The organism is Clostridiaceae bacterium HFYG-1003, from assembly GCA_024579835.1.
Taxonomy (GTDB): Bacteria; Bacillota; Clostridia; order Clostridiales; family Clostridiaceae; genus JG1575.
In genome coordinates, this window is sequence record CP102060.1 from 2,144,538 (window position 1) to 2,165,169 (window position 20,632).

The window sequence follows — 20,632 nt, forward strand, 5'->3', positions numbered from 1 at the left end:
GGGGTTGCTTTGAGTTCTTTCAGGTCATTGTAATGTTTCATTCATCATGACGGACAGTATCTATTGGGAATCCTGCACTGTCAGTCAAACGGGCTCTGCAGTCAGGCTGGGTGACTGGCATGGTCAGCCCCTGCATCCTGTCCCGAACAGAGTCAGAAAATTTCGACTGTTCTGTATGATGCAGGCCTCTCGTCTGAGTCAGAGGTTGACTCAGACACAACCTTGCAACTGAAGACACGGCTGGTTCCCTGGAGAACCAGCCGTGTCTTCAGTTCGAACAGAATCAATATTCTGGCGGCAGTGCCATCATTTCCTGGTAGGTGAACACCGGGCCATCCACGCACATGTAATGGGAGCCCACTTTGCAATGGCCGCATTTTCCGGCACCGCACCGCATATGGGTTTCCAGAGTTACCAGGATTTCATCCGGCTTCATCCCCAGATCCATCAGGTCCCGGGCAACTTTTTTAATCCGTTCCGGCGAGGCACAGACCAGGGCCGTGGTACTGGCCCAGTCCAGATCCAGACCAGGCAGCAGGTCATTGACGTAACCCTTGTAGGCTGCGACCTGATCCGTTGGTTCCTTGATGGCATACAGGACGGTCAGGTTCGGGACTTTGGCCCACTCCTTCATTTCATCCTTGTACAGCAGCTTTTCATACTGAAGGGCACTGGCCATCACATAGATCTGTCGGAATTCCTCTGCGTGCTTCATGACCGGTTCGATGACCGTCCGAAGGGGTGCCATGGCTACGCCGGACCCGATGAAAATCAGATTCCGCCCTTTCAGGGACTTATAGGGGAACGCCCTGCCGTAGGGTCCGCGCAGGCCGACAATATCGCCTTCCTTCATTTTAAAGAGAGTATCCGTCACGGAACCGACATTCTTGAAGTCAAAGACCAGTTCATCGGTCTGATCCGGTCCAAAAGGAATGGACAGCGGAACCTCTCCTTCGCCGAATACGGTGACCTGGAAGAACTGCCCTTTGTGCTCGTAATGCCGATGCAGCTCCGGATCCTCATACTTCATGAACAGACGCTTAATGTCCGGTGTTTCCTGCCTGACCCGGGTAATGGTCGCCACATCCGGGGTGAACAGACCGTTTTGGGATTTGATTTCACGATCCATGATCTCATGGCGCAGCTTGGTTGTCTGGTGAACAGCCGGGGCCTGAGGATTTTCCCGGGCTGTTTTCTGGATCGATCCGATGATATCAATAATACTGATATAAGTCGGACAGACATCCGTACAGCGGCCGCAGCCCGAACAGCCTTTAAAGCCAAACCGTTCCTCAATGTACTTCAGCTTGTCATATATTCGGTAGCGGACCCGGGATACTGCATCCCGGGGATTATGATACTCCGCGTTCCGGGTGAAATGAGCGCTCTGGCAGGAATCCCAGTACCGGACCCGCCGTCCCTGGTCTTCATCAATCTTTTCTTCCACAACGTTAAAGCAGGTACAGGTGGGGCATACATTGGTACAACCCGTGCAGCCGATGCAGGCGTTGGCTTCGTCAAGCCAGAAATCGGCATCAAAGGTCCTGGCCATGTCCTCCCACAGATTGGTCAGATCCATCTTCAGCGGGAAACAGTCCTCGACTGTTTTTTGCAGGGCGTCTTTCGCTTCCAGGATCTTTTCATCGACTTCCTGGAAGCACGCTGCCGCAGCCTCAATGAGCTCCTCCCCCTTCGGCGTTCTCACTTCAACCAGATAGAAGGACTCCATCGGCGTGAAGGCCAGATCATGCCCCAGGGTGGAAAAGACACCGGTGCCGACAGACGTGCAGAAGCAGTGTTTTCCAGCCCGAAGACAGTTCACGGCAACGATCGCTGTGTCGGCCCGCCGGGATCCATAGTTCGGGTCCGGAAATTCCCGCAGGAAAAAACGGTCGGTGTATGCAATGCCATACGTATCACAGGCCCTGACCCCGTAAAGAATTCGGTTTTTCGAATGCTGGTGGGCCAGTCCCTCCACCTGGATGGTGCCTTCCTTGCGCTGCCACTGGAATAATCCTTCCTTCTGCTGAAACACCATTTCCTTCACCGGAAGCGTCAGATTGATATAGTCTTCCGTCCGTTCTCCCTGCCCCAGGGGCTTCAGTTGAATGTCCCTGCCTTTGCCCGTCGGAACATACACGGTACTGGACTGATTCCACCGATTCAGCACCTCATCCAGGCGGGCGGAGTCCAAAGTGTACAATTTCGTTTTTTCCATTATTCCACCTCAATTCGTACGGCTGAAACTTTCAGGGCCGGAATATTGATAATCGGGTCAAGATTCTGACCCGTCAGCCGATTGGCTGGGGATTCAGCAAAATGGAACGGGACAAACAGGGTCTTCTCATTGATGCGGTCCGTTACCATCGCTGGTGCGACAATGCTGCCGCGGGCTGATGTAATTCGAACCCGCTGGTGGTCCCTGATGCCAAGATCTTTAGCATCCTTGGTATTGATTTCCACAAAGCCTTCGGGATATTCCAGTGCCAGCGTCCAGACTTTCCGGGTCATGGTGCCGGTATGATATTGATGGGTGACTCTTCCCGTGGTCAGCAGGAACGGATATTCCTCGCTGCGCTGATCGCCCAGGAATTCAAAATCATTGACGGTAAACAGCCCCTTGCCCCGCTTGAACTCTCCGACATGCAGAATCGGAGTTCCGGGATGGGTCGGGTCCGGACAGGGCCACTGAATGCCGACTTCCCGGATTCGATCGTGGGTAATGCCGCCGTAGATATCCGTCGCGACGTTAATTTCATCCATGATATCGGATGGATTCTGGTAATCCACCTCCATTCCGATCCGCTTCATAATTTCAATCATGATCTGCCAGTCCGGCCTGGATTTGCCGATGGGATGTATTACTTCATGAATCATCTGCACCCTGCGGTCGGTATTGGTATAGGTTCCTTCCCGCTCCAGGAAACTGGCGGCGGGCAGAACCACATCAGCAAACTGAGCGGTTTCCGTCAGAAAGATATCCTGTACCACCAGGAATGGCACCTTTTCCAGACAATGGATGGTATGGGTCTGGTCGGGGTCGGAAAGCACAGGGTTTTCCCCAACGACGTAGACGGCGTTCATTATGCCTTCATCGATGAGGTTGAACATTTGAATGATGTTATTGCCTCTCAGGCAGGAAAAGTCTCCCCAGATTCTGGAAAAGCGCTCTTTCGTTGCCGGCCACTCCGGACGCTGGTAACCCGGCAGGAAATCCGGCAGAGCGCCCATATCCCCCGCTCCCTGAACATTGTTCTGGCCGCGCAAAGGATTAATTCCCGTTGATGGTCGCCCGACATGCCCGGTGATCATGGCGAGATTCGCCAGGGCACGGATGCTTTTGACGGCCGTCGTCTGCTGAGTTACCCCCATGGTGAAGAGAATCATCGCCTTATCCGCCGCTGCATATTTCCGGGCAAACTCGCGGATCGTATCAGCCGGCACCCGGGAAATGGATTCCGCCCATTCCGGCGTACACTCCGCCACCGACTCCTTCATTTCTTCATAGTTTTCTGTCCGGGTTCTGATAAATTCTTCATCGGTGAGCTGTTCCCTGAGGATGGTATGAATCATGGCATTGATCATGGGCAGGTTCGTTCCCGGCTCAATGGGCGCGTACCCATGGGCAAAATCTGTCAGCCGGATTTTGCGGGGATCGACCACATACAGCTTAGCTCCACGGTCCAACGCTTCAAAGATTCGAGTACTGACCAGAGGATGCTGTTCCGTGGTGTTGGAGCCAATCACCAGGATCAGATCGGCATCCGAAATGTCATCCATTGGATTGGTGGCACCACCGGTGCCAAAAGATGTAGAAAGACCTTCTACTGTGGGGCTGTGTCAGAGACGGGCACAATGGTCGATGCTGCTCGTCTTTAACCCGGCCCGGGCCAGTTTGGCCATCAGGAAATTTTCTTCATTGGTGCAGCGAGCGGAAGAAATCAGGCCGATACGGTCCGTGTTATCTCCGTGCCCCATGGCAGATTTCAGGCCTGTCGCCACTTTATCCAGCGCTTCCTCCCAGCTGGCTTCCCGGAATGATCCGTCCGCCTGACGGATTAAAGGAGACGCCAGGCGGCGGGAATCCCGGACAAACGCGTAGCCATGCCACCCCTTGGAGCAAAGCCTGCCCTGGCTGACCACATGATTATAGCTCGGCGTAATGCCCAGCACGGTATCATCGTCCGCTACATTGACATAAATCCCGCAGCCGCAGCCACAGTAGCCACAAATAGTTTCCACCCGTTTCAATAAAAATCCCTCCCTTAACCTATATGATTTTCTCAGCCGCTTCGGCTGATAGACTTCAGTTGCCACTAATTGACATCAGCTTCAGCTGGTCTTGATCTGTTGCCTTTTTATGAGCTCCCCCTGCTCACTGCCTATTATTCGCTGCCTTTATTCCTTCACCATTCTTTGATTCTGCAATGTCATTCACGTTTATTAGGAGAATCCCGGCAAGTCGAAAATACGCCTGTAAACGGATTCATAAAGTTTGATTCCATTTTATCCTGAATTCTTGAATAATAGAAGGATTTTATCAGAATCAATTGAATGCGATTTATTATGACCGTTTTCCCCAGCCTCTCGTTCTGAACGGGGAATCAGCCCGATAATTTGGCCTGTTACCAAAAGCCTTAAAATGAGCCGCATGCACTATGGAAATTGCCAGATTGGATTTAACATCAATAGCATGACTAGCAAAGGTGCTGGATCATTGGGAAGCCCGCTGACAAAATCTCTCAATGTTTAATATTAGTCCCTGTCCCGACCTGTATCGCAGAGGCAAAAATTCCTTCAAACGCCAATTTCCTGATGTTCGATGATTACCGATAGATTAATTCCTTAACTATCCAAACACTCCCAGTTTACCGGATTATACCGGTTCATCCTGACTGGGCTTTGAATCAGCCATGAGTGCGGTTCGATATACAGGAGGGAGAGAGCAAATCAATAAATTTATGCTGAAGTATGATTCCAGTTTGAACCCCTCTTAAAGGCGCTTGCCAGTCATCCATTGTGTTATAATGAAGCTGAAATTCGGACCCTTCAATTCGCATCAGTCTTAATTTATGGAACTTTGACGACCAGGAAATGATTTTTGAAGCCAATTGATAACCGCACTGAATCGGAGGATCTTCCCGTAACCTGATGCCCTGTGACGTTCGAGTCAGACAGGTGATTGAAAGAAGGTGAAGGCTGACAATTCATTCAGAAAGCCGTTTCAATATTTTTTTCACCGTATATCCGACTAATTGTATACAGCATGATTCAAAGTAATGTCCTGAAGGAGGGAAGTATTTTGGAAGAAGGCTTGATCAATGTCCAAGGCAAGAATATCTGGTATGGTGTGTTCGGCAAAGAAAAACCTGGGACACCGCTCCTGGTGGTTCACGGAGGACCTGGTTTCTGCTCAATCCTGGAGCCCGGTGAAGGCTTGTCAGAGAATCGTCCAGTGTATCTTTACGACCAGCTTGGCAGTTTGAGATCCGAAAAAGCGAACAGTTTAGAAGATTATACTGTGGATTATTTCGTTGAGGAACTGATGCAAGTCATCAAATCACTTGATCTGGAGAAGGTAATACTCATGGGATTTTCTTGGGGTGGTGGGTTGACCACAAAGTATGTGCTGGATAAGAAACCAGCTGAAGTCACTGCCCTGATCCTCAATTCCCCTTTCTTAAGCGCTCAGGCTTTTACAGAGGATGTCCGCAAAAATATGTCTCGACTCCCTGAAACTGTCCGGCATACCATTGACCGACTTGAACAGGAGAACAATTTTGGCGAAGAGTATGAGGGAGCAATTCTCGAGTATTACAAGGTCTTTGGCTGTCGGGCCAGACCTCTGCCTCGAATTGTCGGAGAAATGATGGCAACTGCAAATTATGAGACCAGCTATTTAATGTCAATAGGGATCATCAAGAAAATTGAATGAGGTAGTGATTTTGAAAAGAAATTCCCCAAAAAGATTTATCTGAAAAATAAGTGCACGCCAACAAGACCCACAGGGATGTGGGCTATCGGAGAGTTATGATGGCTAGCTTATGAGATGGTATCCAGACGAACCTCATACGGCTTATTAGCCTTCAGTACAGCGTGGATGGTGTACAGTAGTTTCCGTGATACAGCACCGATGGCAGTCCCATGGGACTTCCCTTCGGATCGTTTCTTCTCATAGAAGGCCTTGAAGACCGGATCATGCCTGGAAGCGGATACAGCAGCCATCCACACTGCCCGCCGAAGATAGGGTGAGCCCTTCTTCGAGAGTCGGTTGTGCTGTCCGGTGAAGTTGCCGGACTGCATCATGGTGGGATCCATTCCTGCAAATGCGACAAGCTTCTTTGGGGTAGAGAAGCGATTGATGTCTCCAATTTCCGCCAGGATCATAGCCCCAGTAGCAGCCCCGACACCAGGGATCGTCTGAATGACGGAGTTGATTTTCTTTAACTGCGTGTCAATCTTATTTTCGATTTCATGAAGCTGGCCTTCTGTGAACTCAACCTGCTCAATCAGGATCTTCAGCTGAAAGGCAAAGGCATCCGAGCAGATGGTAACGCCAACTGACCGGGATGCAGCCTCTTTGAGCTGCTGCGCTTTATCGGCGCTGTGACGACCTCTGCTGGCCTTATTAAGCAAATCAGCCAAAGAATCGGTGTCAACCTCCATCGCCTGTTCAGGAGTTCCATAAGTCTTTAGAAAGGCCTTGGAGCTTTGGCCAAACAGATTCGAGAAGAGCTTGTCATATTCCGGGAATACCTGATCCAGGACTGTGATAACTTGGCGTTTATAGTTTGCGCAGGAGTCTTTCAGAGATTCACGAAAACGAGCGAAATTGCGAAGGATCAGGATATCCTCATCCGCAAGGTGAGTTTCAGTGAACTTGCCAAAGCGGATGACTTCGGCCACCAAGAAGCAGTCCACCGCGTCAGTCTTCTGTTGACGGATGTGGAAGTTTCGAAGACTGTCGGATTGGATCGGATTGATCACGTGCAGAATATAGCCTTGTTCATGCAGAAATGAGTAAAGCGCCAGCCAGTAATGGCCGGTGGCTTCCATCCCGATGCAGAAGGTTTCATCCTGTGGGAGGCGATCCTGAATTAACTGGGTGAGCTTCTCGAAGCCCTCCTGGGTGTTTGTGAAGCGCAGAGACTTGCCCACATGGCTGCCATCCTCCCTGATGAAACCTGCTTCATGGTTGTTCTTGCCGATGTCAATGCCAAGATAGTACATAGAACACCTCTAAGATCAAGATTTACAGGGTGAACCCTCACGCTCCGGCGGCTCACAACCTCCTTGGACAGACGGAGAAGACCCAAAAGTCTCAACATCCAGCTCATTCGTGAACTGCCGCAAGAGGTGAGGCGCCACTCTCATAAACGAGGAAGAACCTCAAGGTGGGAGCCGGCGACACTCACTCTGCATGCTTATATTATGGCAGTTAATTACAGTTACGAAAAACCTATTAACTACTACAACATTATTCTAGGAGGTATACGGAAAATTACAGGGGCCGAGTGAGATTAAATTGACCGGAGATCTGCGAGATTTTGATCTTACCCCCCAGCTAGGCAGCCTTAACATTCCAGTCCTGCTGATTTCTGGCGATAACGATGAAATTACCGTTGAAACAATGAGAGCTTATCAGCTGGCGATCCCGGATGCCCGCCTGGCGATCATTCCTGACGCAGGCCACCTCAACTTCATCGACCAGCCAGATCTATTCAATATCCTCATCAATCGCTTCACCGGTAAATTCTAAATCCTGTCAGATAAATTAAGCCTAATAAATAAGAAGCATAACCGATACCTCATATCACCAAACTTGGTGATATGAGGTTTTTTCATTGCACCGGAGAATGACCGATCTGTAAATCCGAGAGGATGAAGAACCCTGAAACCACTCTTTGAAGATGGTCTCAGGGTTCGAATGACCAATCCAACGAATTCATTGGATTGTGAGGCAGCGGTACGAAGTGCCGTAATGCAAGAATAACCGCCTTGCAAAAATCCCATCTCCCTGGCGTGTCCAGGGAAAGATGGGATTTTCTCAGCTTGCAGTTTTCATTCATCTGATTCCGGCTGATCGATCCGATCCATCCCAAACTCAATCAGATCTTGAATCTAAGAGAAGTTCCTCCTTGCATCCCGCTGTTTATTCGATGGTCTTTTTAAATTTCAGGGTGGCCAGAAGCAGAAATCCGATGCCAAAGGCAGTCAGGATCATTAACTCAGCGGACAATTCCATCAGTCCATTCCCTTTTAAAATAATACCCCGCAGGACATTGATGAAGTAGGTCAGCGGCAGGACGGTGCTGATCCGGTAAATCAGATCAGGCATTGCTTCTCTCGGGAACATATACCCTGACAGGAGCAGATTGGGCATGATCATGAACATGGACAGCTGCATGGCCTGAAGCTGACTTTTGGACACGATGGAAATAAGCAGACCCATGCCCAGGGCTCCAAACAGAAAGATGATTGAAAAAAACAGCAGGAGCGGAATACTTCCGGCTATGGGCACCCGGAACCAGAAAACAGACAACGCCAGAGCCAGAACGATGTCGACAAATCCAATCACCACATACGGCACGATTTTTCCGATCATCAGCTCCATATTGGTAATAGGCGTGACAATAAGCTGTTCCATGGTACCCCGCTCTCGTTCCCTGACAATGGAAAATGATGTCAGCATCAATGTGACCGTCTGGAGGATCACCCCAATGAGGCCCGGAATGTTGAACCGGATGCTGCTCATCTGAGGGTTATACCAGACGCGGCTTCTCAGGTCCAGCGGCTGTGGTATGGGCGCGTTCAGAACCTCCTGCATAATGTTCGCGGAATGAGCCTGGAACACCCCTGCGGCACTGGATAATATCGTTTGGGCAGTGGTCGGGTCCGTCCCATCAACGATGAGCTGTACCTGGGCAGTTCCTCCGCCTTTGATCTCCCGGGAGAAATCAGCCGGGATGACAAAGCCCGCTTTGGCATTGCCGTCATCGATTTCCTGACGGAGTTCTTCCATATTCCGGGCGGCATACGTAAAATCGAAATACTGCGAATTCGTCAAATCATCCAGCAGCTGGGTGCTCTCCGCTCCGATGTCGTAGTTCAGAATTACAGCCGGAATGTGATCAACACTGGTGGATGCCGCATAACCAAACAAGAGCAGTTCCATGACAGGCATCATGATGATGATGGCTATGGTTCGTTTATCCCGTTTGATCTGGGCAAATTCTTTCCGGATAATGGCCAGGATTCGTTTGAAATTAAAAGTCATTGCTCTGCTCCTGTTGCTTTGATTGCTGGTTTCAGCCGGTTGAGCTGTTTTGTCTTGCCGCGTTCGCGCTCCACTAAATAAACAAAGACATCTTCCAGTGACGGAGCGGCAACCCGGAGACGTTCCACACGGATCCGCTGATCCGCCAGAAACTTCATCACCTCGTCGGGATCAGTTTCCGGATCAACCAAGACATGAATGCCGGACCCATAAACTGAAGCGTTCTTCACCAGGGGGTGCTGATTGAGGCACTCGATTGCTTTGAGAGTCTGATCCGCGCGGATTTCCAGGATCGTTCCGTCGATGGCGGTTTCCTTCAGCTGTTTGGGAGCATCCATGGCCAGAATATTGCCATAATACAGAAAACCGATGGTATTGCAATGCTCGGCTTCATCCATGTAGTGAGTGGTCACCAGTATTGTAACTCCGGCCTTTGACAGCTCATAGATGATATCCCAAAACTGCCGTCTGGCAATGGGATCCACTCCGCCAGTAGGTTCATCCAGCAGCAGGATCTGGGGATCATGGATAATCGAACAGCCCAGCGCAAGGCGTTGCTTCCAGCCTCCCGAAAGATTGGAAACAATGGTGTTTTCCTTGCCGGTCATTCCGGCCAGGTTCAAAATCTCTCGTTTTTTCTGATCCCGCTTTTCCTTGGAAAGATCGTATATTCCGGCATAAAAGTCCAGATTCTCGGTCACTGTCAGCTCTTCGTACAAACTGAACTTCTGGGACATATAGCCGACTTTGTCCCGAAGCCTGCGGCTGTCGGTTCCCACATCCAGACCCAGAACCCTGCCTTGACCCGAAGTGGGAGTAAGCAATCCGAGTATCATGCGAATCACCGTGGTTTTGCCGGATCCGTTGGGACCCAGAAATCCGAATACCTCGCCTTTTCTCACCTTGAAGCTGATCCCGTTCACCGCCACGAAAGAACCAAACGCTTTCTTTAAATCCATGACTTCAATGGCGGAGGCATCCGTCGGCTCTAACTTGACCCGGGTGGGTGCCTGAGCAAGAACTTGTTCCATTTACATCACCTCCCGATTGGTTTTGACCAGATGGACAAACACATCCTCGAGGGATGGCTGGGTCAGCTGCTTCGTCAGTTCCAGGGAATACATGAAGGAAAGCTCGTCCAGGTCCTTCGACAGGGCAGACGGCTGAGTGGTGACAATGTGGAGCGCGTCTCCCAGCATGTAAGCGTCCTCGGCATAATCCGAATGGGTCATCGCCTCCCGAACCAGATGATTGTCTTTGGAATAAACCCCCATAATCTCCTTGGAGAAATGACGGATGATCTGCCGAGGCGGTCCCTGGAGGATGATGCGGCCCTGATCCATCAGACCGATTTCATCACAGCGTTCTGCTTCGTCCATATAAGGCGTGCTGACAAAGATTGTTGTCCCCTGATCCCGCAGATCAAAGAGGATTTTCCACAGTTCTCTCCGGGCTACCGGATCCACCCCGATGGTGGGCTCATCCAGAAATAAATACCGGGGAGCGTGAATCAGATTGCAGGACAGCGCGAGCTTCTGTTTCATGCCCCCTGACAGCTGATCCGCCAGTTTGCCGACATGATCGCTCAGATTGCTGAATTCCAGCAATTCGCCGATCCTTTTTTTTCGAATATCCGGTGGGATCTGATATATATCCGAATAAAACTCCAGATTCTCCAACACGGTCAGATCCCCGTACAGGCTGAACCGCTGAGGCATGTAACCCATCAGCTGACGGATCCTTCGACGATCTGACCTGATATCCAGACCGTGAATCAATGCACTCCCTCCGGTCGGGTCGATGAGTGAACACAGCATCCGCATGGTGGTTGTCTTCCCCGCACCATCGGGTCCTACCAGACCAAAAATCGTGTGGGCCCGAACTGAAAAACTCAAATCGTCAACAGCCCTTACGCCGCCAAAGAACCGGGTGAGTCCCCTGACGATGATCCCCGACTGGTCTGTCGATCCCGTGACAGGGATCGACGGCGGGATCCTTTCTGTTGTTTCACCGGACTTGATCCTTTGACTATTCATTCAGTTTGAACCGCAGATCGACCGGCATGCCCGGCTTGATAATTCCCGGGCCCTCCAGCGCTCGGACCTTGACTGCAAACACCGTGTTCATTCGCTCTTCTTTCGTCTGGATATTCTTCGGAGTAAATTCCGCCTGGTCACTGATCACGGACACGATTCCCGCATAGCTCTTTGTGTCATCAGAATCCGTATGGATCTCAACCGTCTGACCGACCATTACTTTGGAAATATTCGCCTCGGAGACATACGCTTTGATTGATAAATTCGCCGGATCACTGATTCGAACCAGCGGCTTGCCCAGCGGAACAAATTCACCAGCCTTGACCGCAACATCGTTGACCGTTCCGCTCAGCGGAGAATAAATGGTCAGTTTGGACCGCTCCGCTTCCGTCAGGCGGACCGCACTTTCATACTGTTCCAGACGGATCCTGGCGATTTCTATCTCACCGCTGACCTGACTGGTCTGGGTCCTGGCATTGGAGACGGCCAGATCCCAGCCTGACTTCGCCTGAAGCATCCGATACCGCGCAACCTCCAGATTCAAATCCGACGGCTGGGATTTAAGCAATTTCAGCTGAGCTGAGACGGCGCTGTACTGAGCTTTTGCCATATTGTAATTCTTTTCAATCTCATCATATTTTCTTTGATCGATTCTATGGTCATCCAGTTGGTCTTTGGCGTCATCCAGGGCCTGTTTCAGGTAGTCTCGGTTGAGTTTCGCCTGATTCAGCGTTTCCTGAGCCTGAGTGATTTCCTCCGGACTGATTCCGTCCTTGATCTTCTCATATTCGGCTTTTCCTGCCAGATAGGAATTTTCAGCCTGTTCGACTGCGGCTTGCTGCTGGATTTCGATGTTGGCCAGATTGACTTTCAACCCTTCCAGGCTGGTTTTAGCCAGCTTGGCATTCAAAATCGCCTGGTTGTACTGATTGGTAATCGTGGTGTTGCTGATTCTGGCAACAGGCTCTCCCTCTTTGATGCGACTTCCCTCTTGAACGAAGCTTTCCGCCAATGTCCCGGCAACTTCACTGGAGATCTCTATCGCATTGCTTTCAACCGTACCGGAAGCTTCCAGAAACAGTCCATCTTCTGCGTAAACCAGCGCCGTCCCCTGATTCTGGGTTCGGTTAAACACAGCAACTGCCGTCAATACTCCCAAAATCAGAAGAGGGGCCAGGACCAGTTTCCCTTTGTTCTTAAATTTTTTTATAATGTCAGTCATGATTTCCTCCTACCAGTTCAAGCGAACTACCTCTTCAATATATAATCGTTGAAGGGTCTCCTTCAGTTACCTTGGTAACTTTTCCGAAGAGAAAATGGATTATACTGAGAGAATAAGCTCAAGAAAGTACCGCAGGCCCAGCAGACAAGTCTCACATTAAACGGAAAGGAACATCATGAATACAAAATACATGAACTCAAAAACCATTCAGCTGCTAAAAAGCACGGATCTGTTTCAAAATATCCCGGAAGAAGACATCATTGATTTTTTTAAGGATCATCCCGTGATCCGGAAGTACCAGAAAGGTTCCGTCATTTACCTTCAGAATGAACTGTGCGAGACATTGGATATCATCCTGAAGGGAACCGTGACAATCCAAAAGATCGATTATGACGGGAAAATACTGACCATCAATCAATTCTGCACCGGAGAGATTCTGGGTGAAAACCTGCTTTTTTCCACGAAGAATCACTATCCCATGACGGTGTTTGCCACCAGCAATACGGAGCTTGTACAGATCAAAGCCGGAGCAATCCTGGATTGTTGCCAACGCAGCAGGATATTTCTCCAGAACCTGCTGGAATCTCTGTCAGGCAAAACCCTTATTCTGTCTGACCGGCTTAAGTCTTCCGTGAAATCCATTCGGCAAATTCTGTCTGAATTTCTTATTTATGAATCCTATCATCAGGACACCCTGACCATCCACCTGCCATCGAGCAAGAAAGAATTAGCCGAAAAAATGGGAATCCAGCGTTCCTCCCTTTCCCGTGAGTTAAACAAAATGCGCCAGGATGGACTAATTGAGTTTGATGCCAGAACCATTACCATTCATCAGATTGATTCCCTGAAAGACTTGCTCTAGTACCCCTGCATCGCGAGTCAAATGGCAAAACCAGACTGAAAGCTGATCAGTCTGGTTTGTCTTTTTCGATTCCGGAGAAGTTGAATAAAGGCACCTTATCCATCGCGCAATGCTGACTTAATATTCGATCCATCGGATGGGATTATTGGTATACTGGTCATACCCTCCGATTGATGTCTGCCAATCAGTATGTGGACTTAAAATTATGTCAAATTAACGGTTGAGTGATTTTTGAACCATATCCCTCAATACCGGGATTACATCACGGTTGAACCAGGGATTCCGTTGAAACCATCCGACATTTAAGGGAGAGGGATGAACGAGCGGAAAATAATCCGGCAAATAATGCTGAAAGTTCCTGACCGTATCGGTCAGGTTTTTCTCCCTTCGCCCTCCCAGATAGTATCTTTGCGCATAGTTACCGATGAGGATCAAGGTTTCAAGCTCGGGCATAGCCTCCAACAGCTGCGGGTGCCATGCTTCGGCAAATCCTTTGCGCGGCGGCAGATCGCCTGATTTCCCCTTTCCCGGATAATAGAAATCCATGGGAATATGAGCAATTCGGTCTGACTCATAGAAGACTTCCCGAGACAGCCGCATCCACTCCCGCAGACGATCTCCGCTTAAATCATTCCAGACCATGCCGGATTCTTCCGCCTTTCGTCCGGGAGCCTGGCCTACGATGGCAATGCGGGCATTCTCCGAGGCCTGAAACAGCGGCTCAATCCCTCTGCCGGTAAAAGTTTGATTGTCCTCATGAGCTATAATTTCTTGTCTGATGGCATCAAATTTTGACATAGTGCACTCCTTTGTTTCATCATAAACGGAATCAAAGCGATCGATTCCCTCCGTTCCCGGTAATCTGATTGTCTGAAGTAACTCTAATCCAATGGTACCATTGTTTTGAAGTGGCCATTATGCCATTTCAATATTATTCTAAGGATCTTCATTTCTTGGAGTTCAAGCTGATCTGCTCGCTGATTTCCCATCTTCTGAAGCCCAAAACTGGTTCCCGGTCCTTTGAATTTAGACACTGGTTTTCCGTCCTTTGTTTTTGTTGTTTCCAGCGACTGATGATTTGGCCGCCATAGAGGTTAGTGTAAAGTTACTGTAGGTCGAAAATGAAAGAGAATAAGCCCAAGTGCTAGAATGTTAGTAACAACAACAAACAAACTACACGAAAGGACTTATTCTCATGCCTATCTTAACAGATTTCAACTCAATGTTCACCTCTCTCAGACAAGGTTTTGATTCAAGAATGGCAAGCGGTACCCTCACCATGGATCAGGTGGTCCAGGAGACTCACGAGCTGACGGATCGGATTGCCCGTGAGCAGATCCAGGATTATGTTCAGGTACTCGATGAGCGCCTGAGGAACTCCCAGTTACGGAAAAAGGATTACTCCATCGAACGGCGTAATCAAACAAAAACCATCGCTACTACAGCCGGACCTGTGGTCTTTGGCCGGACGTACTTTCGGGATAAAAAGACCAATCACCATGTGTGTCTGGTGGATCGTCTTCTGGGTCTTGAGCCCCATCAGAGAATCAGCCGGGAACTAGCCTCGTGTCTTCTCTCCAGTGCTAAAGATATTTCTTACCAGGGGACGGTGGAGCGCTATGCAAGCAGCGGAATTACCAGCCGCACTACGGTAATGAATCTGGTCCATCGACTGGGGAACATTGAGTCTTCTGAGGGACCCCTGCCTCAGAAAAAAGTGGCATCTCGGATCTATATTGAGGCCGATGAGGATCATGTAGCTATGCAGGACGGTTCTAATCAGCAGATGCGGCTGATCTACGTCCATGAGGGGCAGCAGAGTGTCGGGAAGAGACGCAAGGCCTTAATGGGTGTACGTCGATTTGCAGGCTTCTACAAGGGCAACTCGGATGAACTGTGGTACGAGGTGTTCGATTACCTGAACTCGGCTTATGAGACCAGCTATTTAATGTCAATAGGGATCATCAAGAAAATTGAATGAGGTAGTGATTTTGAAAAGAAATTCCCCAAAAAGATTTATCTGAAAAATAAGTGCACGCCAACAAGACCCACAGGGATGTGGGCTATCGGAGAGTTATGATGGCTAGCTTATGAGATGGTATCCAGACGAACCTCATACGGCTTATTAGCCTTCAGTACAGCGTGGATGGTGTACAGTAGTTTCCGTGATACAGCACCGATGGCAGTCCCATGGGACTTCCCTTCGGATCGTTTCTTCTCATAGAAGGCCTTGAAGACCGGATCATGCCTGGAAGCGGATACAGCAGCCATCCACACTGCCCGCCGAAGATAGGGTGAGCCCTTCTTCGAGAGTCGGTTGTGCTGTCCGGTGAAGTTGCCGGACTGCATCATGGTGGGATCCATTCCTGCAAATGCGACAAGCTTCTTTGGGGTAGAGAAGCGATTGATGTCTCCAATTTCCGCCAGGATCATAGCCCCAGTAGCAGCCCCGACACCAGGGATCGTCTGAATGACGGAGTTGATTTTCTTTAACTGCGTGTCAATCTTATTTTCGATTTCATGAAGCTGGCCTTCTGTGAACTCAACCTGCTCAATCAGGATCTTCAGCTGAAAGGCAAAGGCATCCGAGCAGATGGTAACGCCAACTGACCGGGATGCAGCCTCTTTGAGCTGCTGCGCTTTATCGGCGCTGTGACGACCTCTGCTGGCCTTATTAAGCAAATCAGCCAAAGAATCGGTGTCAACCTCCATCGCCTGTTCAGGAGTTCCATAAGTCTTTAGAAAGGCCTTGGAGCTTTGGCCAAACAGATTCGAGAAGAGCTTGTCATATTCCGGGAATACCTGATCCAGGACTGTGATAACTTGGCGTTTATAGTTTGCGCAGGAGTCTTTCAGAGATTCACGAAAACGAGCGAAATTGCGAAGGATCAGGATATCCTCATCCGCAAGGTGAGTTTCAGTGAACTTGCCAAAGCGGATGACTTCGGCCACCAAGAAGCAGTCCACCGCGTCAGTCTTCTGTTGACGGATGTGGAAGTTTCGAAGACTGTCGGATTGGATCGGATTGATCACGTGCAGAATATAGCCTTGTTCATGCAGAAATGAGTAAAGCGCCAGCCAGTAATGGCCGGTGGCTTCCATCCCGATGCAGAAGGTTTCATCCTGTGGGAGGCGATCCTGAATTAACTGGGTGAGCTTCTCGAAGCCCTCCTGGGTGTTTGTGAAGCGCAGAGACTTGCCCACATGGCTGCCATCCTCCCTGATGAAACCTGCTTCATGGTTGTTCTTGCCGATGTCAATGCCAAGATAGTACATAGAACACCTCTAAGATCAAGATTTACAGGGTGAACCCTCACGCTCCGGCGGCTCACAACCTCCTTGGACAGACGGAGAAGACCCAAAAGTCTCAACATCCAGCTCATTCGTGAACTGCCGCAAGAGGTGAGGCGCCACTCTCATAAACGAGGAAGAACCTCAAGGTGGGAGCCGGCGACACTCACTCTGCATGCTTATATTATGGCAGTTAATTACAGTTACGAAAAACCTATTAACTACTACAACATTATTCTAGGAGGTGGATAAGATCGAGGAAATCTCCTTATCAGGGGATGGGGCGTCCTGGATCAAGATGGGTGCCCAGATCCTGCCTCGATGCAAGCTCTATCTGGATAAGTTCCACCTGGAAAAGGCCCTGCGCCAGGCGGCAACGCCGATTGATTCCTACAAAGGGACAAAGGATGAATATTACTGGTACCTCAAAGACGCCATCAGCATGGACTCCCTTGAGGACATCAACACATTCTTCGAATCAGCAGCGGGATTGCCGCTTAAAAAGAGCCAGGAAAAGAAGTTAGGCGAGATGAAAACCTATCTTGTGTCCAACTGGGAATCGATCCAGAACGCGGCCAAGTCGGGCTATCAGGGCTGCAGTGCGGAAGGGCATGTCAGTCATGTGCTTTCCTCACGGTTATCTTCACGCCCGATGGGGTGGAGCACAGTAGGTGCTGAGAATATAGCGCGCATGCGAGTTTTCGTCCTCAATGGCGGGGATCTCATGGGCTACTTCGCTGCCAAAGAGAAAGAAAAGAAGAAGGAAGCCCGACTTTTGAGGCTGGAAAAACGGATCGTGAAGAAGAGCCGGGTCTACCCAGTAAAACAAGGTTCAATCAGCTATGCAACGCCTCATTTTGGGTGGTATAAATCGTAAAACCCGGGCTACCTGGAATCCGCACGGCAGGCCTATTCAATTTTTGAACCGAAAGTAAGTTGACACTATCCCAGGATCATTTTGGCAGGATCCCCAGGCGTCATCTGCAGTAAAGTAAAGACGATAAACGAGACTCCGATCAGAACAGGAATCAGATAAATCAGTCTGCGAGCTATGTACTTAACCATACATCCTCCTTAACACATTCGTGTTCCCCGTAAGTTTGCTTTGTATACGTTTTATTATATGGATTTGCGATTCTTTCCAGTTTATCCATGTGTGCTAAACCACAGGATTAATTTTGTCTGAACAATCTAAACGTCATTCTTCGTTGGCCGAATGAAGCGGCCTTCGGGTACCTCGGAAAATACTTCCCGGTCATAGACCACGTGTCCGCGGTTCAGAGTAGTCTGAACCTGGCCTTTGAAGCGCATCCCGGTGAAAAGACTGAACTGGTTTTTATAATACAAGTCGTCCTCCCGGAGTGTGAAGGTCACCTCCGGATCAAGGATCGTCAGGTCAGCCTGGCTTCCGATTTCGATAAAGGCCGGTCCGGGCATCCGAAGCAGCTTCCTGGGATTGCCGGCAATCAGACGGCACAGGGCCTCCACGGACAGCCTCCGCTGATGGACCCCCTCGCTGATGAGGGTGTTGAGAGTGGACTGGCAACCTGAAACACCGCCCCAGATCTCAAAGAAATTATCCCGCTGCTTCAGGCTGGCATCGGATGGAGAATGGTCTGAACTGACAGAATCAATGTCCCCTTGGAGCAGCAGCTTCCACAGCTCCTCCTGACTCTCCCTGGACCGGATGGGCGGACAGCTCTTGGCAAACCCTCCGACTGATGAAAAGATGGATTGATCAAAGGCCAGATACTGCGGCACGGTCTCCAGTGTGATGTTCAGTCCCTCGTGCTTTGCCCTGGCAACGAGACGGACAACCTCCGGCGAGGAAACGTGGGCGATATGGACCCGGCCGCCTGCCGAGCGAAGCGTTTCGATGACGGCCTCCACCGCTCTGGTTTCCGCCTCTTCCGGTCGGGTCGCCAGGAACTCCCTGTAACCTCCGGAGGATCCCAGGGTGTGGATTCGCTCATTGATCAGTGCCTCATCCTCCGCATGGAGAAAGACCGGCAGATCATGCTGGGCAGCGATCCTGAGGCCCCGGTAGAGTGTTTCCTGGTCAACGGGCCGAAACTCATCAATCCCGCTGTTGCACAGGAATGCCTTGAACCCGACGACGCCCCGTTCGGCCAGCTCCTCCAGCTTATCCAGATTGTCCGGCGTGAGGCCGCCCCAAAAGCTGTAATCGACGAAGGCGCGTCCCCTTGTCGCCTCCAGCTTGGCATCAAAGCTTGCGCCATCCAGAGTCAGGGGGATGGAGTTCAGCGGCATGTCACTGTACATCGTAAAGCCGCCTGCTGCCAGGGCTCGTGAACCATGCCAGGAAGTCTCCCAGCCGGGCCGGCCCGGATCGTTGAAGTGGACGTGGCTATCGTAGCCGCCAGGCAGAATCCAGCACCCTGCGGCCTGGATCTCCCGAACTGCTTTTCCCGGCAGGTCTTCGCCGATTGCAGCGATGACCTCATCCCGGATGCCGACATCGGCAGCCTTTAGACCTTCCGAAGCAGCGATGAGCCCGTCACGGATCAGTACATCATGGATCATGAAAGCACCTCTCTGCCTGTTTCCCTCCCATGGGATCCAGGAGCCACGGGCAGAATCAGCTGCCCCCTTGGCGCAGGTGCAGTAATCCTGCCTTCCTCAGCCACGATCTGTCCCCGGACGATGGTAAGGATGGGCAGACCGAAGCCTTTCAGACCGACAAAAGCCGAGATTGGATTCAAATAGTGCAGGGACTCTGGGGTGATCTCCCATTCCCGCTCGGGGTCGACCAGGATCAGATCCGCATCGGAACCTGGCTGGATGTTCCCCTTGCGGGGAAACAGACCGAAGGTTTTGGCCGGTCCTTCACTGAGACGCCGGGCTAAAAGCGAGGGATCAAAGCCCCGACGGACCACCGCTTCGTGATAGATTACCTGGAACAGCGACTGGAGGCCGCTGATTCCGCCCCAGGCGCCCATGATTCCGTGTTTCTCCTCAGATTTTTCCTCGGGTGCACAGGGGGAATGATCCGAGCATATGGAGGCAAGCGTTCCGTCCAGAACATACTCCCACAGCCCTTCGATGGCAGAGGCTTCACGTAAGGGCGGCGCGCACTTGTACAGGCTGCCGTGCGTCAGAACCTCCTTTGCACTGAAGGTCAGATAATGGCTGCAGGTCTCTCCGGTCACATCCACGCCGGACCGCTGAGCCTCGCGAATGATTTCGGCAACCTCCGGATGACTGACGTGTACGATGTGGACCTTGGCACCGGTCTCCCGGGCCAGGTCGATGACGTTTCTGGTCGCCATGACTTCTGCGATGAGGGGTCTGGAATTCAGAAAATCCTGCCAGGTCAGGGTGTTCTTGCGTCGGATCCGTTCCTCCCCCCACTTGATCAGAGCATAGTCTTCACAGTGGAAGCCGGCCCGCAATCCCAAAGGCGCCAGGATTTCCAGAGCTTCCCGCACCTGGCCCATGTTCAGTGAAACATAGTCCGGTGATACGGGGCCAATAAAGGACTTCACGGCGACACAGCCGGACTCCTTCAGACCCGCCAGCTGATCCAGATTGTAATCGACCAAACCGCCCCAGAAGCTGTAGTCAACCCAGGCATTCGCTCCGACTTTTTCGTGCTTGCTGCAAAAGCGGGCTGCATCCGTCAAAGGCGGAACATTCTGCAGGGGCATGTCGATGACTGTAGTCACTCCGCCTGCTGCAGCGGCTTGTGTTCCATGGGCATAGTCCTCACGCCAGGTGAAACCCGGATCATTCAGGTGGACATGGGTATCGATGGCCCCGGGAAAGATCAGTTTGCCGACGGCATCGATGACGGTACGTCCCTCCGGAGTTTTCCCCGGAGACAGCAACGCCGCGATGCATTCGCCGTCGACACAGACATCAGCCGGAATCACGCCGTCGGGCAGGACGACCCGGCCATTTTTTATCACTAAATCATACATATG

General features: G+C 50.8%; 16 protein-coding genes and 1 pseudogene. 5 read left to right on the top strand and 12 right to left on the bottom strand.

From position 1 onward, the window contains the following. Positions 1–283 precede the first annotated feature (283 nt). Together NQU17_09670 and fdhF are read right to left on the bottom strand one after the other, a co-directional pair. On the bottom strand, positions 284–2,218 hold the full coding sequence (locus tag NQU17_09670; GenBank protein ID UUM10932.1) for a 4Fe-4S dicluster domain-containing protein: 1,935 nt from the start codon (positions 2,216–2,218) through the stop codon (positions 284–286). Continuing rightward, positions 2,218–4,242, bottom strand: coding sequence for a formate dehydrogenase subunit alpha (fdhF, locus tag NQU17_09675; protein UUM13497.1), 2,025 nt, complete (start codon positions 4,240–4,242; stop codon positions 2,218–2,220). Before fdhF ends, NQU17_09670 begins: the two co-directional genes overlap by 1 nt. A 1,060-nt stretch (positions 4,243–5,302) precedes the next feature. Between fdhF and NQU17_09680 the strand changes: the two genes are divergently transcribed. Further along, positions 5,303–5,935, top strand: a complete 633-nt coding sequence (locus NQU17_09680; GenBank protein ID UUM10933.1) for an alpha/beta fold hydrolase — start codon at positions 5,303–5,305, stop codon at positions 5,933–5,935. Positions 5,936–6,042: 107 nt separating this feature from the next. On the opposite strand, the gene NQU17_09685 is transcribed toward NQU17_09680, so the two are convergent. Next, on the bottom strand, positions 6,043–7,230 hold the full coding sequence (locus NQU17_09685) for an IS110 family transposase (protein ID UUM10934.1): 1,188 nt from the start codon (positions 7,228–7,230) through the stop codon (positions 6,043–6,045). Between the two features lie 295 nt (positions 7,231–7,525). Here NQU17_09685 and NQU17_09690 point away from each other — a divergent pair, with 295 nt between their 5' ends. Continuing rightward, positions 7,526–7,759 carry an alpha/beta hydrolase gene (locus NQU17_09690; GenBank protein ID UUM10935.1) on the top strand — a complete coding sequence of 78 codons (234 nt, stop codon included), beginning with the start codon at positions 7,526–7,528 and terminating at the stop codon, positions 7,757–7,759. A gap of 393 nt (positions 7,760–8,152) precedes the next feature. Here the strand turns inward: NQU17_09690 and NQU17_09695 are convergent, their stop codons facing one another. The 4 genes from NQU17_09695 to NQU17_09710 are packed head-to-tail and all read right to left on the bottom strand — an operon-like array spanning position 8,153 to position 12,535. Continuing rightward, positions 8,153–9,277, bottom strand: coding sequence for an ABC transporter permease (locus NQU17_09695; protein UUM10936.1), 1,125 nt, complete (start codon positions 9,275–9,277; stop codon positions 8,153–8,155). Beyond that, the gene (locus tag NQU17_09700; GenBank protein ID UUM10937.1) at positions 9,274–10,308 is read right to left on the bottom strand and encodes an ABC transporter ATP-binding protein; all 1,035 of its coding nucleotides are present in this window, start codon (positions 10,306–10,308) and stop codon (positions 9,274–9,276) included. The genes NQU17_09695 and NQU17_09700 overlap by 4 nt, the downstream gene beginning before the upstream one ends. Next, positions 10,309–11,313: an ABC transporter ATP-binding protein gene (locus tag NQU17_09705; protein UUM10938.1), complete on the bottom strand. Its 1,005-nt coding sequence runs from the start codon at positions 11,311–11,313 to the stop codon at positions 10,309–10,311. It abuts the gene before it with no gap. Further along, positions 11,306–12,535, bottom strand: a complete 1,230-nt coding sequence (locus tag NQU17_09710) for an HlyD family efflux transporter periplasmic adaptor subunit (protein ID UUM10939.1) — start codon at positions 12,533–12,535, stop codon at positions 11,306–11,308. The genes NQU17_09705 and NQU17_09710 overlap by 8 nt, the downstream gene beginning before the upstream one ends. 175 nt (positions 12,536–12,710) lie before the next feature. Between NQU17_09710 and NQU17_09715 the strand changes: the two genes are divergently transcribed. Continuing rightward, complete coding sequence (locus tag NQU17_09715) at positions 12,711–13,397, top strand: Crp/Fnr family transcriptional regulator (protein UUM10940.1); 687 nt, start codon at positions 12,711–12,713, stop codon at positions 13,395–13,397. Between the two features lie 213 nt (positions 13,398–13,610). Here the strand turns inward: NQU17_09715 and NQU17_09720 are convergent, their stop codons facing one another. Then, positions 13,611–14,195 carry a uracil-DNA glycosylase family protein gene (locus tag NQU17_09720; GenBank protein UUM10941.1) on the bottom strand — a complete coding sequence of 195 codons (585 nt, stop codon included), beginning with the start codon at positions 14,193–14,195 and terminating at the stop codon, positions 13,611–13,613. Positions 14,196–14,592: 397 nt separating this feature from the next. Between NQU17_09720 and NQU17_09725 the strand changes: the two genes are divergently transcribed. Further along, on the top strand, positions 14,593–15,378 hold the full coding sequence (locus NQU17_09725) for a UPF0236 family protein (GenBank protein ID UUM10942.1): 786 nt from the start codon (positions 14,593–14,595) through the stop codon (positions 15,376–15,378). 107 nt (positions 15,379–15,485) lie between these two features. On the opposite strand, the gene NQU17_09730 is transcribed toward NQU17_09725, so the two are convergent. Then, positions 15,486–16,673 carry an IS110 family transposase gene (locus NQU17_09730; protein UUM10943.1) on the bottom strand — a complete coding sequence of 396 codons (1,188 nt, stop codon included), beginning with the start codon at positions 16,671–16,673 and terminating at the stop codon, positions 15,486–15,488. A 259-nt stretch (positions 16,674–16,932) separates the two neighbouring features. On the opposite strand from NQU17_09730, the gene NQU17_09735 reads away from it, so the two are divergent. Continuing rightward, positions 16,933–17,565 (top strand): UPF0236 family protein, encoded by a 633-nt coding sequence (locus tag NQU17_09735; protein UUM10944.1) that lies wholly within the window; start codon positions 16,933–16,935, stop codon positions 17,563–17,565. Between the two features lie 68 nt (positions 17,566–17,633). Here the strand turns inward: NQU17_09735 and NQU17_09740 are convergent. From NQU17_09740 to allB (NQU17_09750), 3 genes and pseudogenes are all read right to left on the bottom strand, one after another. Then, positions 17,634–17,753 (bottom strand): annotated as a pseudogene (locus tag NQU17_09740) (ABC transporter permease). Between the two features lie 126 nt (positions 17,754–17,879). Further along, positions 17,880–19,232, bottom strand: a complete 1,353-nt coding sequence (allB, locus tag NQU17_09745; protein UUM10945.1) for an allantoinase AllB — start codon at positions 19,230–19,232, stop codon at positions 17,880–17,882. After that, complete coding sequence (gene allB, locus NQU17_09750) at positions 19,229–20,629, bottom strand: allantoinase AllB (protein ID UUM10946.1); 1,401 nt, start codon at positions 20,627–20,629, stop codon at positions 19,229–19,231. The genes allB (NQU17_09745) and allB (NQU17_09750) overlap by 4 nt, the downstream gene beginning before the upstream one ends. Positions 20,630–20,632: the final 3 nt, after the last annotated feature.

Coding starts and splice junctions, on each gene's coding strand:
- NQU17_09670 (UUM10932.1), bottom strand. CDS start 2,218: ATGGAAAAAACGAAATTGTACACTTTGGACTCCGCCCGCCTGGATGAG.
- NQU17_09685 (UUM10934.1), bottom strand. CDS start 7,230: ATGTACTATCTTGGCATTGACATCGGCAAGAACAACCATGAAGCAGGT.
- NQU17_09695 (UUM10936.1), bottom strand. CDS start 9,277: ATGACTTTTAATTTCAAACGAATCCTGGCCATTATCCGGAAAGAATTT.
- NQU17_09700 (UUM10937.1), bottom strand. CDS start 10,308: ATGGAACAAGTTCTTGCTCAGGCACCCACCCGGGTCAAGTTAGAGCCG.
- NQU17_09705 (UUM10938.1), bottom strand. CDS start 11,313: ATGAATAGTCAAAGGATCAAGTCCGGTGAAACAACAGAAAGGATCCCG.
- NQU17_09710 (UUM10939.1), bottom strand. CDS start 12,535: ATGACTGACATTATAAAAAAATTTAAGAACAAAGGGAAACTGGTCCTG.
- NQU17_09715 (UUM10940.1), top strand. CDS start 12,711: ATGAATACAAAATACATGAACTCAAAAACCATTCAGCTGCTAAAAAGC.
- NQU17_09720 (UUM10941.1), bottom strand. CDS start 14,195: ATGTCAAAATTTGATGCCATCAGACAAGAAATTATAGCTCATGAGGAC.
- NQU17_09725 (UUM10942.1), top strand. CDS start 14,593: ATGCCTATCTTAACAGATTTCAACTCAATGTTCACCTCTCTCAGACAA.
- NQU17_09730 (UUM10943.1), bottom strand. CDS start 16,673: ATGTACTATCTTGGCATTGACATCGGCAAGAACAACCATGAAGCAGGT.
- allB (UUM10945.1), bottom strand. CDS start 19,232: ATGATCCATGATGTACTGATCCGTGACGGGCTCATCGCTGCTTCGGAA.
- allB (UUM10946.1), bottom strand. CDS start 20,629: ATGTATGATTTAGTGATAAAAAATGGCCGGGTCGTCCTGCCCGACGGC.